Below are 12,535 nucleotides of genomic sequence, written 5' to 3'. Positions count from 1 at the left end.
TTATGGAGCATTTTAAATTAAATTTGGAAAGTGATTTTAAATTTGATGACATTGTTGTAGCTCTAGGAAATTTTGATGGCTTTCATAGAGGACATCAAAAATTGATTTCGGAATTAAATAATGTAAAATTAAATAAAGGTTATAAGAGTGCAGTTTTTCTTTTTGAAAATCATACAAAAGATTTGATTTTTCATCAAAATGCAAGTAGGATAATGTCCTTTGAGGATAAATTAAAAAACTTGAGAGTTTTAAAATAGATTATGTATTTAGTATTGAATTTTCTGAAAAAATTAAAAATCTTTCTCCAACAGAATTTTTAGATTTTTTAACTATTAATCTAAATATAAAGCATATTGTGGTTGGAAAAGATTACAGATTTTCAAAAAATCGTGAAGGAAATACGGATTTTATAAAATCATATATGAAAGAAAAAAGTTTATCTTGTACCATTGTTGATAAATTAAACTATGGTGATATTGAAATCAGCAGTACAAAAATAATTGAATACATAAAATCAGGAAAAATTAAATTGGCAAATGATTTGTTGGGAGATAATTATTCAATAAAGGGAAAAGTAACTCACGGTTTTCAAAGAGGTAGAAATCTTGGCTATCCTACAGCAAATTTGGAGATTTCTTTTAATTATGTTATGGTAAAAGAGGGAGTATATTTTACTAAAACTATAGTAGATAAAAAGGAATATTTTAGTTTTTCAAGTGTTGGATATAATCCGACTTTTGATAATAAAAAATGCACGATAGAATCTCATATATTTGATTTTGATGGAGATATTTATGGGAAAAATATTGAACTTTGTTTTTTGGAAAGACTTAGGGATAATATAAAATTTAATTCTGTTGAGGAACTCATAGAACAATTAAAAAAAGATGAAATTAGATGTAGAGAATTAATTAAGAATATAAAATAGGAGATAAATATGAAACAAATTTTAGTTACCGGAGGGGCTGGATATATTGGCTCTCATACTTGTATAGAACTTTTAAATGAAGGATATGAAGTTGTAATAATTGATAATTTTTACAATTCCAGTGAAAAAGTTTTAAAGATAATAGAAGAGCTTAGTGGTAAAAAATTCAAATTTTACAAAGGCGATATTAGAGATAAAGAAATACTTAGAAAGATTTTTTCGGAAAATGATATTTATGGAGTAATTCATTTTGCAGGACTTAAGGCTGTTGGAGAATCTGTTGAAAAACCTATAGAATATTATGATAATAATATTAATGGAAGTATAAAACTTATAGAAGTTATGAGAGAATTTAATGTAAAAAATATAATTTTTAGTTCTTCTGCAACAGTTTATGGGAAGCCAAAATCAGTTCCTATAAAAGAAGATTTTTCACTTTCTGTAACTAATCCTTATGGAAGAACAAAATTATTTTTAGAAGAAATTTTTACAGATTTATATATTTCTGATAATGAATGGAATGTTATTCTTCTTAGATATTTTAATCCGATTGGAGCTCATAAGAGTGGTAGAATAGGAGAAAATCCGAATGGAATTCCAAATAATTTAGTTCCATATATAACTCAAGTAGCAGTTGGTAAATTGGATTATGTTAGAGTCTTTGGAGATGACTATGAAACAAAAGATGGAACAGGTGTAAGGGATTATATTCATGTTTTAGATTTAGCATTAGGTCATATAAAGGCAATTAAAAAGTTTGAAGATAGTAAGGCTGTTAGAATTTATAATCTTGGAACAGGCGAAGGTTATAGTGTTCTTGATATGATTAAAAATTTTGAAGAAGTTACAGGTAAAAAGATAAAATATGTAGTTACTCCAAGAAGAAGCGGAGATATTGCAGAATGTTATGCTGATTCTACTAAGGCAAAGGAAGAACTTGGTTGGGAAGCTAAATATGGAATAAGAGAAATGTGTGAAGACAGTTGGAGATGGCAAGTAAATAATCCAAATGGTTATGAGGATTAAAGAGGTTTATAAAAATGGACACGAAAAGTATTTACTACGAAAATAATATAGTTAAGGCGATATTACATTTTGCAATACCGGGAATTTTGAGTATTCTTATTGCGGAATTATATAATATGGTTGATACATTTTTCGTTGGTAGATATGTCGGAGCTGATTCAATCGGGGCTTTAAGTGTAGTTTTTCCGCTCCAAAGACTTGTTATTGCAATTTCTGTTTGTCTTGGTATAGGAGTTTCAAATTTAATTTCCAGAAGACTTGGAGAAAAAAGAAATAAAGATATAACAAAATATACCACAGCTGTAAATGGACTAACTTTACTTATTATATTTGCAGTTACAATAATATCAATTCTTTTTGTTGAGAATATTTGCGTGTTTTTAGGAGCTAGAAATAATATTCTGATGTATTCCATCAAATATCTAAGAATTGTTATATGTGGCAGTATTTTTTTAGCATTTACAACGGTTTTCGGTTATATGAACATAGCTTACGGAAATATGAAAGTTATGCTAATTGCTTCAAGTATTGGAGCTTTAATAAATATAGTTGTAGATTATATTTTAATTAAAAATTTGAATATGGCTGTAGAAGGAGCTGCGATTGCCACTATTTCGAGCCAATTTATATCTTTTTTATTTTCATTTGTTTTTGTAAAAAAATTACAGAAAGAAAATAATTTCAGCTTAATTCCAAGACTTGACTCGAAAATTTCATTTAATATTTTAGCAATAGGTTTTTCTTCATTTATAATAGAATTTTCAGATGCTATATTAATAAGTGTCCTTAATCATTTGCTTTTACCGGTTGGCGGTAATGATGCGATTATTCTAGTAGGAGTAATAACAAAAGTTTCTATGTTTATGTTTGTTGCTATGATAGGAGTAAGCAGTTCAATTCAACCACTTATTTCGTTCAACTATGGTGCAAAAAATTTTGTTAAAATCAAGAAAATTTTAAAAACAGGATTTATTTTTGTATTTTCATTATCCACTCTTATATGGATATTTATGAATTATAATGTTAAATTTATTATAGGTCTATTTTTAAAAGACGAAAGACTTTTACAAATGGCAACAGATAGTTTTAAATATGTAATTTTAGTTTTTCCAATTTTAAGTTTTTATTACATTTGTATATACTTTTTCCAATCAGTCGGTAAGGAAAAATATAATTTTTTCTTATCAATTTATAGAGAAACACTTTTATATATTCCGATAGTTATAATTATGGTAGGAAGATTTGGAGTTTTAGGAGCATGGATTAGTTATCCGATAGTTGATTTTATTTCTGCTATAACAGGATTTATCTTACTTTTAAAAACTGTTAAAAAGATTAGTACTTTTTAGGAGGTCGTTATGGATTTAGGTAAAATTAGAGAAGATTTAGAAGTTTGTATGGATGAACTTATTGAAAAAGCTAAATTTGAAGAGGGAGACATTTTTGTTTTAGGTTGTAGTACAAGTGAGGTAAAAGGAAAACATATAGGAAAAGACACTGATATTGAAGTAGGAAAGTTAATTGTTGAAACTATAAAAGAAAAGTTAGATAAAATTAAAGTTAATTTTGCTGTTCAATGCTGTGAACATTTGAATAGAGCAATAGTTATAGAAAAAGAAGTTGCGATTAAAAATAATTTTGAAATAGTTAATGTAGTTCCACAAAAAATGCAGGTGGTGGAGTAGCTACTTCTGCATACGAATTATTTAAAAATCCTGTGGTTGTAGAAAAAATAGTTGCAAAAGCAGGACTTGATATAGGAGATACATCAATCGGAATGCATGTTAAATTTGTTCAGATACCGGTAAGATTATCAATAAAAGAAATAGGAAATGCACATTTAACAGCATTAACTTCTAGACCGAAATTGATTGGAGGAAGTAGAGCAGTTTATCAATAATTAATTGGAGAATATATGTTTGAATTTTTAAAAGATATAAAAGAACTGGAAGATGTAGAAAGTGTTGAGAAAATAAATAAAGGATATTCTAAAGATGAAAAGTTTAAGATAAAATTAAAAAATAAAGATGAGTATTTGCTTTTTAGATTATCTGACATTTCTCTTTATGAACAAAAAAAGAAAGAATATGAAGTTATTTCAAAATTTTCTAAACTAGGCTTTGAAATGTCAAAGCCTATAAGTTTTGGAATATGTAATGATAAAAAGAATGTTTATATGCTCTTATCTTGGATTAACGGAGTTGATTTAAGTGATGTGCTTCCAAAACTTTCAAGCGAAGAACAATATTTACTTGGAAGAAAAGCGGGGAAAATTCTAAAAGCTATTCACAGTCTAAAAGTTGAGGACAAAAATTATGATGATAGCCTTAAAATAAAATTGTTGGATAAAATAGAAAAATATGAGTCATCTGATGTGAGAGTTGAAAATGACAGTAATTTTATTGAATATGTTAAAAGAAATGTAGATAAAATTTGTGGGAATTATTCTTATTTACATGGAGATTTTCACCCTTCAAATTTAATTTTAATGGAAAATAATGAGATAGGAGTTATAGATTTTAATCGTTGGGAAATATTCGACTCTTATGAAGAATTTTATAAATTGGAAAGTTTTGGTATAGAATTTAGTATTCCATACTGTGTCGGACAGATTGATTCATATTTTGAAGATGATGTTCCGAATGAATTTTGGGAGATTCAAGCAATTTATGTAGCTTGTTATACCTTGTATTCAATTAAATGGGCTGAAAAATTTGGAGAAAAAGAAATTCTTGGAATGAAAAGAAGATTTTATAAGACTTTTGAAAATTATGAAAATTTTAAAACAATTATACCTAAATGGTATTCTGATTATAAAAATAATAAAGGCTATTCGCTTTAAAACGAATAGCCTTTTTCTCTATTTAGAATAGTTTGGAGCTTCTTTAATTATTTGAACATCATGTGGGTGAGATTCAATAAGTCCAGCACCTGTCATTTTAACAAATTGTGCAGTATCTCTTAAAGTTTGTAAGTCTTTAGCACCTGTATATCCCATGCCGGCTCTAATTCCACCAACGATTTGGTAAATTGCATCTGCTAAAGTTCCCTTATAAGGAATTCTTCCTTCAATGCCTTCCGGAACAAGTTTTTTACCTTCTTCTTGGAAGTATCTATCTTTTGATCCTTTTTCCATTGCTGCAAGAGAACCCATACCTCTATAAGTTTTAAATCTTCTTCCTTGGTAAATTTCAAATTCTCCCGGAGATTCATCAGTTCCTGCAAGCATTGAACCTAACATTACAACATTTCCACCTGCAGCAAGAGCTTTAACAACATCTCCTGAATATTTTAATCCACCATCTGCAATAATTGTTTTTCCCATTTCTCTAGCAACAGTAGCACAATCATAAACAGCTGTAATTTGTGGAACTCCTACACCTGCAACAACTCTTGTTGTACAAATTGATCCCGGACCAACACCAACTTTAACAACATCAGCACCTGCTTCAAAAAGTGTTCTAGTTGCTTCTGCTGTTACAACATTACCTGCAATAATATCAAGGTCAGGATATTTTTCTCTAATTTCTTTAACCTTATTAACAACTCCCATAGAATGACCATGAGCAGTGTCTATAACTAGAGCGTCAACACCTGCATTTACGAGAGCTTCAACTCTTTCAAAAGTGTCTGCACCTGTTCCAACTGAAGCTGCAACAAGAAGTCTTCCTTGAGCATCTTTTGCTGAATTTGGATATTTAACAACTTTTTCTATATCTTTGATAGTAATTAAGCCTGTTAAAATTCCTTTATCATTTACTAGAGGTAATTTTTCTATTTTATGATTTCTTAAAATTTTTGCTGCATCATCCAAAGTAGTATGAGAAGGAGCTGTTACTAAATTTTCTTTTGTCATTACTGTATCTATTTTTACAGAATAATCTTCTAAAAATCTTAAATCTCTATTAGTCAAAATTCCAACTAATTTTTTTCTTCCATTGAATTAACTATTGGAACACCTGAAATTCTATATTTTCTCATCAAATCTTCAGCTTCTTGAACATTATGATCCGGAGTTAAGAAAAATGGGTCATTAATAACGCCACTTTCTGAACGTTTAACTTTTTAACTTCTTCGGCTTGAAGTTCAATTGGCATATTTTTATGTATTACACCAAGTCCACCTTCTCTAGCCATAGCAATTGCCATCTTATGTTCTGTTACAGTATCCATTGCAGCAGAAATAACAGGAATATTTAATTTGATTTTCTTAGTAAGTTGTGATGTTAAATTAACATCCTTTGGTAGAACTTCACTCTTTGCCGGTATTAAAAGTACATCATCAAATGTTAAGCCTTCTTTTTGAAATTTTGTTTCCCACATAATATTTTCTCCTCCTAGATTAAATTATTTTATTTAAACATATTTTTAAAAAATTTTAATAATAATTATAATATATAAATATTCAAAATTGAAAATTTTGAAATTTAAAAAATATTGAATTACACAAAATTTATTAAAAAAATATATTAACACATGTTATACAACAATTTATAAAAAAATCAATTGTAAAAAGCAAAAAATATGTAAAAATAAAAGTTTTCCTGTAAAAAAATCTAAATTTTAATAATATTCTTGTGAATTAATAAAATATAAAAAATTTTTATTACAATATCTTAGCTTTAAGATTGTAAAAATTTTAAGTGTGAATTTATGTTATAATTTCACAGTCTTAACATCATCAGTATCTTTTATTTAATGTGAAATTAGGTGCAAAAAATATTTTTAAATACCAAAACTTAATAAATTTTCGATTTTATTGAATAAATTGTAAAAAAGTTCTAAAAAAGTAATAAAAGGTATTGAAATTTTTTGCAAACTACACTATAATTTAAGTATACTATAATATTTATAGTAGATGTCCAATAAATTAGTACATAGTTGGATATGTTGTTATAGTAAAAATTTTAGGAGGTATATTAGAATGAGAGTAGAAAAAGGATTACTTTATACTGAAGATCATGATTGGGTAAAAGTTGAAGGAAATATTGCAACAGTTGGATTATCTGATTATGCACAAGATCACTTGGGAGATATAGTTTATGTTGAACTTCCAGAAGTTGATGATGAAGTTGAAGCAGGTGACTCTTTAGCATCTGTAGAATCTGTAAAAGCTGCAAGTGATATTAATGCTCCTGTTTCAGGAAAAATTGTTGAAGTTAATGAATTATTAGACGATGAACCAGGTGAAATTAACAAAGATTGTTATGCTGCATGGGTTTGCAAAATTGAAATGTCTAATCCAGCTGAATTAGAAAAATTAACTAATGACGCTGATTATGAAGCATCATTATAATAATTTCTTAAAATTAATTTTTAATAAATGCCACTTGTGTGGCATTTATTTTTTGAAAAGGAGGTTTTATGGTAGAAAATTCCAGAAATAAAAATTTAAAATTAGGTATTATTTTTATGATTATTTCTACGCTTGGTTTTAGTTTTATGCAAATTTTTGTAAAGCTGACATCAGGCAAATTTACACTTATGCAACAAGTTTTTATGCGAAATTTTGTTATGTTAATAATTTGTGCTATATACATACTTATAAGAGGTAGTAGCTTTTTGGGTGAAAAAAGAAATAGGAAATTACTTCTCATGAGATCAGCTTTCGGATATATGGGAGTAATTTTTAATTTTATGCTATAAATAATATGGTTGTTGCAGATGCCGGAATATTGCAGAGAACTAGCCCTATTTTTGTAGTGTTGATTGCATGTTTTTTATTTAAAGAAAAATTTACTCTAGAAAGATTTTTAACTTTAACTTTTTCTTTTATTGGTGCTATTTTTGTTGTAAGACCACAATTTAATTCCAGATTATTTCCTGCGATGGTTGCAATGAGTTCTGCACTTAGTGCATCTATCGCATATATGTGTGTTTCCAGAATTGGAAAAGCTGAAAGGACTGAAACTATAATTTTTGTGTTCTCATTATTTTCAACTATTTTCAGTTTTCCATTTATATTCAAAAATTTGATGATTCCGGATTTGAAAATTTTTATATATTTAATATTGATAGGTGTCGCATCAGCTGTTGGGCAATTTGGACTAACTATTAGTTATCAATATGCTAATGCTTCAGATGTAAGTATATTTAATTACTTAGGAATTGTATTTGTTGTAATTCTTGGAAAAGTAATACTTGGAGAGTCTGTAAGTATATACAGTTTAATTGGAATTAGCCTTATTTTCTCTATGTCATTAATGTCATATATAGTAAATTCAAGGAAAAACAAAGAGAAAAAAGCCTAAAAACAGCAAATATTACATTTTTTTAATATTTTCGAGTATTTTTTTCGAAAATCTTGATTTTTTTTGTAACTATTCTGTAACCTTTGAAAAATAGGGAATTAGAATTTTAAAAAATTACAAAAAAGTTATAAATACTAATCTCCGATTTAAAACATTGTTAATTTTTTGTTTTTTATGATTTTTTTAAAAAACATTTAAATAAATTGACGATTTTATACAAAATCATTATAATTCTATTATCAGGTTAAAGCTAATTGACCTGATTAATTTAATTAAGGAGTGATTATTTGAAAAGGGCAATATTTAGAAGTGTTTTAGCATGTTTGTGTATTTATGCTACATTTTCTGGATTTTCATCTAAATCACTTGCAGACGAAAAGGTTAAAGGTTTTGTAATTTCATCAGAATCCGAAACTAAAACTATTGAAAAAGTAAACAACAGAATTTTAGATAACACTAAAGGTAGTGCATCTAAAATATCTTATGTAGTTAATATAGACGACAAAATTAGCTTCAGTTTGGCAGGTTTGCTTTCATTAGATAAGGGCGGAGTTGTTATTCCTGTTAAGGATAATAATATTGATGATACTTCTAAGGCTATTTTAAAAAACAGTGAGCAAGTGTATGTTGTTGGAGATAAAAGTTCAATTTCAGATGATATTCTTAATGATTTAGGTATCAAGTTTAACAGAATTGGTTCGGACAATCCTGAGGATACGAATTATCATGTAAATAAATTTTTAGGTAATCGTGATCTTTTGGCTGTTGATTCCGGAAATGATTCTGATATTTTGGGTGCTGTTCATTATGCAAGAATATATAATATGAATTTGTATATTTATGATTCAACAAAACAAATTGATGAAAATATCATTTCAGAAGTTAAAAATGGAAAAAATATATACTTCTACGATGGAGTTGAATCTCTATCAAATGAGGCAAAAGCAAAAATATATGATTTATCTGAAAAAGATAAAAAAGAAATAAAGAGTTATTCTTTAGATGGAAAAGATTTATTGAAAATATTTAAAGATAGATACTCATTAAGAAAAAACGAAAATGTTGTTTTATCAGAAAATAAAAATTTAACTGATATGTTAAGTTCTTATATTTTAGCTGATAAGAGTGGATATGAGTATTTAGTAATGGATTCAAAATCTATGAATTTAGATGTTGAAAGACTAATTTCTGAATCTGGAAGTAAAAATTTACATTATGTATCAACTGATGAGTTGGGTAAATTTGTAAACTTTAGATCTTTATTATCATCAGTAAATAAAGAAGAAGTTACGGGATTTGAAGTCAATAAGGATAAAGGTGAAATTACTGTATCAGATTCAAATTCAGATAAAAAAGCTGAAAATTCAGTTTCAGAAAAAGTTACAGTAAAATCAAATGAAAAATTAGTTGACGGTAAAATAGTTCCAAAAGAAGAGGAAAAAAATGTAACAGAAAAGTCTAATGATGAATCATCAAGTAGTAAAAGTAGTGACGGAAGTTTTGAATACAGTAAAGTTCTAGTTATGAATGCTACTTCATATACTGACGATCCTTCTGAAAATGGTGGTTACAGTACAACAAGATTAGGGACTCCTCTTAGATATGGAGTTGTAGCAGTAGATCCAAGAGTTATTCCTTTAGGAACTAAGTTGTATATTGAAGGTTATGGTTATGCTGTTGCAGAAGATACAGGTGGAGCTATAAAAGGAAATAGAATAGATCTTTGTTTTACTAATAAAGCACAAGCAAATGCTTTTGGAAGAAGAAATGTAAAAGTTTATATTTTAAAATAATTAAGTATAAATGGAAGAGAAGAAATTTTGTGATTTCTTCTCTTTTTTGTTTTATATATTTGTATTTTAAAAGTTTTGAAATTACTTTATTTAAAAGTTTAGTAATTAGTATGAACAATGGACAATCGTTTTTAAATATGATATAATAGCTTTGCTAAAAAATTAATAATATATGATTTTAATTATGAATATGGTAATAGGTCGGTCATAATGCTACATTTTATGTTTTTGGTAAATTTTGAAGTAAAATATAGCTTAAATTAATTTTTTGTTATTATATTATTTGGAGGAAAAATATGTTCGGTTATTCAAAGAAAGAATTGAGCTGGATTTTATATGATTGTGCAAATTCTGCTTATTCTATGGCGATTACTACTGCCTTGTTCCCGATTTATTTCGGAATGGTCGGTGGAAATGAAATGAATTTAGGATATTACAATTCATTTGCCAGTATTATTATAGCTATTTTAAGTCCGGTACTTGGAACTATAGCTGATTTTAAAGGTATGAAGAAAAAATTATTTACATTATTTTCAATTATTGCAATTTTTTCGACATTGTTCTTATCTTTTGCAGGACAGTTCGGATTGCCTTTATTGATGGCTTTTTTTATTTTAGGAAGTGTAACTTTTGCAGGATCTAATATTTTTTATGATGCATTTTTAGTTGATGTAACTAATGATGAGAGAATGGATAAAATTAGTACAGCAGGATTTGCGTACGGATACATAGCAAGTGTAATACCTTTTATGTTTTGTTTGGGAGCTGTTTTGATTTTTGGGATGCAAAATCCTTTAGGATATCAAATTGGTTTTGTTATAACATCTCTTTGGTGGTTAGCACTTACAATTCCAATGTATAAAAATGTTGATCAAGTATATGGAGTTGAACCTGTTCCTAATCCGGTTAAGGAAAGTTTTTCAACAATTTTCCACACATTAAAAGATATTAAAAAGAATAAGGTTGTTGTTATATTTTTATGTTCTTACTTCCTTTATATAGATGGAGTAGATACTATCATAAAGATGGTTATACCTTATGCTACATCTGTTTTAGATGCAGATAAGTTTAATACACTTGTGCTTTTAGGAATTTTAATTTATGTTCAAATAGTTGCTTTTCCTTTCGCTATTGTTTATGGAAGATTAGCTGATAAATTTGGAACTAGGAATATGATTAAAGTTGGTATTTTGACATATATGATTTGTGTAATATTTGCATATTTTATGACTGATTTAATTCATGTTTTTGTATTATCAACACTTATAGCATCAGCTCAAGGTGGAATTCAAGCGTTGAGTAGAAGTTATTATGCAAAGATAATTCCAAAAGAAAATGCAAATGAATTTTTTGGATTCTATAATATATTCGGGAAATTTGCCGCTATAGTAGGACCATTTATTATGAGTTTAATAACTACAATAACACATAATCCTAGATATTCAATTCTTGGTATAATTCCACTATTTGTTATAGGTTATATAATAATGTTACAATTACCAAAGGAAGAAAAATAATGATTTTTAAATTTGATTCACAAAATACTTGGAAAATGAAAAGTGAATATAAAAAAGCTAAATTTGATATAGATTTTGAATCATTGAAAGAGAAGCAGTTGGAAATTTTAGAAAATTTTGTTTCTTGTTGTGAAAGAATGGATTTAACTTATTATATTGGATTTGGAACTTTACTTGGTGCAATTAGACATAAAGGTTTCATTCCATGGGATGATGATATTGATGTTTGTATGCCAAGGGAAGATTATGACAAATTTGTGAGAGACGGAAGTAAGTATTTACCTGAAAATTATTTTATTCAAACAATGACTTCTGATCCTAATTATGCTTTGAATTTTGCAAAACTTCGTGATAGTGATACTACGCTTTTTGAAAAGCATGTAATTGATGTAGATATAAATCATGGAGTATTTATAGATGTTTTTCCTCTTGATGGATATATTAAAGGACAAAATAAAGTTCTAGATTTAAGGGTAAAGGAAAAGCCTGTATTTGAAGAAGCGGATACTAATGCTTTTTCAAATGCTATAAGCGGTTTTGGAAAAAAATTGGCATATAAAATTGGTGAGACAATACCGAACAAACTAAAAACAGATCTTTCAAAAATGTCTGTTCCAAAAGATAATCCAAAATTTGAAGACTGTGAATATGTTGCTTGTTTGGTTGATAATTTTTATATATCGCCTTTTAAGAGAGAGTTTTTAGGAAAGGGAGTAAAGGTTGATTTTGAAAATTTAAAAGTCAATGCTCCCGAAAAATATGATGAATATTTAAAAGTTTTATATGGAGATTATATGAAATTACCACCAGTGGATCAAAGAGAAAATCATCATAATTTCCATCTTGCAGATGTAAATAAAAGTTTTAGAGAATATCAGGAAAAAATTAAGCTATGAATTAAATCATAGCTTTTTTATTTATTTTGTAGAAATTTTTCTTAATTTTGATATAATAATTACAGTTTTGCGCTATTTTTAAAAATTGCATAAAATTAAAAATTAGATTGATATTAATTTTAAAT

9 protein-coding genes and 3 pseudogenes are annotated in these 12,535 nt (G+C 27.3%); 11 read left to right on the top strand and 1 reads right to left on the bottom strand.

Features of this window, described 5'->3' with window-relative positions; all coding sequences use genetic code 11:
* Nucleotides 1-2 precede the first annotated feature (2 nt).
* From HMPREF9127_RS06140 to HMPREF9127_RS06120, 5 genes and pseudogenes are all read left to right on the top strand, one after another.
* Nucleotides 3-928, top strand: a pseudogene (locus HMPREF9127_RS06140) (bifunctional riboflavin kinase/FAD synthetase).
* Nucleotides 929-937: 9 nt separating this feature from the next.
* A complete protein-coding gene (gene galE, locus HMPREF9127_RS06135; RefSeq protein WP_009448854.1) occupies nt 938-1,954 on the top strand; it encodes a UDP-glucose 4-epimerase GalE in 1,017 nt (338 codons plus the stop codon).
* Between the two features lie 14 nt (nt 1,955-1,968).
* Nucleotides 1,969-3,303 carry an MATE family efflux transporter gene (locus HMPREF9127_RS06130; RefSeq protein ID WP_009448953.1) on the top strand — a complete coding sequence of 445 codons (1,335 nt, stop codon included), beginning with the start codon at nt 1,969-1,971 and terminating at the stop codon, nt 3,301-3,303.
* Nucleotides 3,304-3,312: 9 nt separating this feature from the next.
* Nucleotides 3,313-3,854 (top strand): annotated as a pseudogene (locus HMPREF9127_RS09835) (TIGR01440 family protein).
* Between the two features lie 15 nt (nt 3,855-3,869).
* Nucleotides 3,870-4,796 (top strand): aminoglycoside phosphotransferase family protein, encoded by a 927-nt coding sequence (locus HMPREF9127_RS06120; RefSeq protein WP_009448573.1) that lies wholly within the window; start codon nt 3,870-3,872, stop codon nt 4,794-4,796.
* Nucleotides 4,797-4,814: 18 nt separating this feature from the next.
* On the opposite strand, the pseudogene guaB reads toward HMPREF9127_RS06120, so the two are convergent.
* Nucleotides 4,815-6,276, bottom strand: a pseudogene (gene guaB, locus HMPREF9127_RS06115) (IMP dehydrogenase).
* A gap of 601 nt (nt 6,277-6,877) precedes the next feature.
* On the opposite strand from guaB, the gene gcvH reads away from it, so the two are divergent.
* From gcvH to HMPREF9127_RS06090, 6 genes are all read left to right on the top strand, one after another.
* On the top strand, nt 6,878-7,249 hold the full coding sequence (gene gcvH / locus HMPREF9127_RS06110; protein ID WP_009449025.1) for a glycine cleavage system protein GcvH: 372 nt from the start codon (nt 6,878-6,880) through the stop codon (nt 7,247-7,249).
* Nucleotides 7,250-7,317: 68 nt separating this feature from the next.
* On the top strand, nt 7,318-7,599 hold the full coding sequence (locus HMPREF9127_RS09425; RefSeq protein ID WP_009448781.1) for a hypothetical protein: 282 nt from the start codon (nt 7,318-7,320) through the stop codon (nt 7,597-7,599).
* A 5-nt stretch (nt 7,600-7,604) separates the two neighbouring features.
* Complete coding sequence (locus HMPREF9127_RS06105) at nt 7,605-8,204, top strand: DMT family transporter (RefSeq protein WP_009448698.1); 600 nt, start codon at nt 7,605-7,607, stop codon at nt 8,202-8,204.
* A gap of 287 nt (nt 8,205-8,491) precedes the next feature.
* A complete protein-coding gene (locus HMPREF9127_RS06100; protein WP_009448633.1) occupies nt 8,492-9,997 on the top strand; it encodes a 3D domain-containing protein in 1,506 nt (501 codons plus the stop codon).
* Between the two features lie 296 nt (nt 9,998-10,293).
* A complete protein-coding gene (locus tag HMPREF9127_RS06095) occupies nt 10,294-11,514 on the top strand; it encodes an MFS transporter (RefSeq protein WP_009448541.1) in 1,221 nt (406 codons plus the stop codon).
* Nucleotides 11,514-12,410 (top strand): LicD family protein, encoded by an 897-nt coding sequence (locus HMPREF9127_RS06090; RefSeq protein ID WP_009448908.1) that lies wholly within the window; start codon nt 11,514-11,516, stop codon nt 12,408-12,410. The genes HMPREF9127_RS06095 and HMPREF9127_RS06090 overlap by 1 nt, the downstream gene beginning before the upstream one ends.
* Nucleotides 12,411-12,535: the final 125 nt, after the last annotated feature.

Source organism: Parvimonas sp. oral taxon 393 str. F0440 (genome assembly GCA_000223315.2).
Taxonomy (GTDB): Bacteria; Bacillota; Clostridia; order Tissierellales; family Peptoniphilaceae; genus Parvimonas.
This window is presented reverse-complemented; position numbering and strand designations above follow the sequence as displayed.

Excerpts from the sequence above, each read along its gene's own strand:
- HMPREF9127_RS06120 (WP_009448573.1), top strand. The coding sequence starts at position 3,870 with ATGTTTGAATTTTTAAAAGATATAAAAGAACTGGAAGATGTAGAAAGT.
- gcvH (WP_009449025.1), top strand. The coding sequence starts at position 6,878 with ATGAGAGTAGAAAAAGGATTACTTTATACTGAAGATCATGATTGGGTA.
- HMPREF9127_RS09425 (WP_009448781.1), top strand. The coding sequence starts at position 7,318 with ATGGTAGAAAATTCCAGAAATAAAAATTTAAAATTAGGTATTATTTTT.
- HMPREF9127_RS06090 (WP_009448908.1), top strand. The coding sequence starts at position 11,514 with ATGATTTTTAAATTTGATTCACAAAATACTTGGAAAATGAAAAGTGAA.
- HMPREF9127_RS06130 (WP_009448953.1), top strand. The coding sequence starts at position 1,969 with ATGGACACGAAAAGTATTTACTACGAAAATAATATAGTTAAGGCGATA.
- galE (WP_009448854.1), top strand. The coding sequence starts at position 938 with ATGAAACAAATTTTAGTTACCGGAGGGGCTGGATATATTGGCTCTCAT.
- HMPREF9127_RS06095 (WP_009448541.1), top strand. The coding sequence starts at position 10,294 with ATGTTCGGTTATTCAAAGAAAGAATTGAGCTGGATTTTATATGATTGT.
- HMPREF9127_RS06105 (WP_009448698.1), top strand. The coding sequence starts at position 7,605 with ATGGTTGTTGCAGATGCCGGAATATTGCAGAGAACTAGCCCTATTTTT.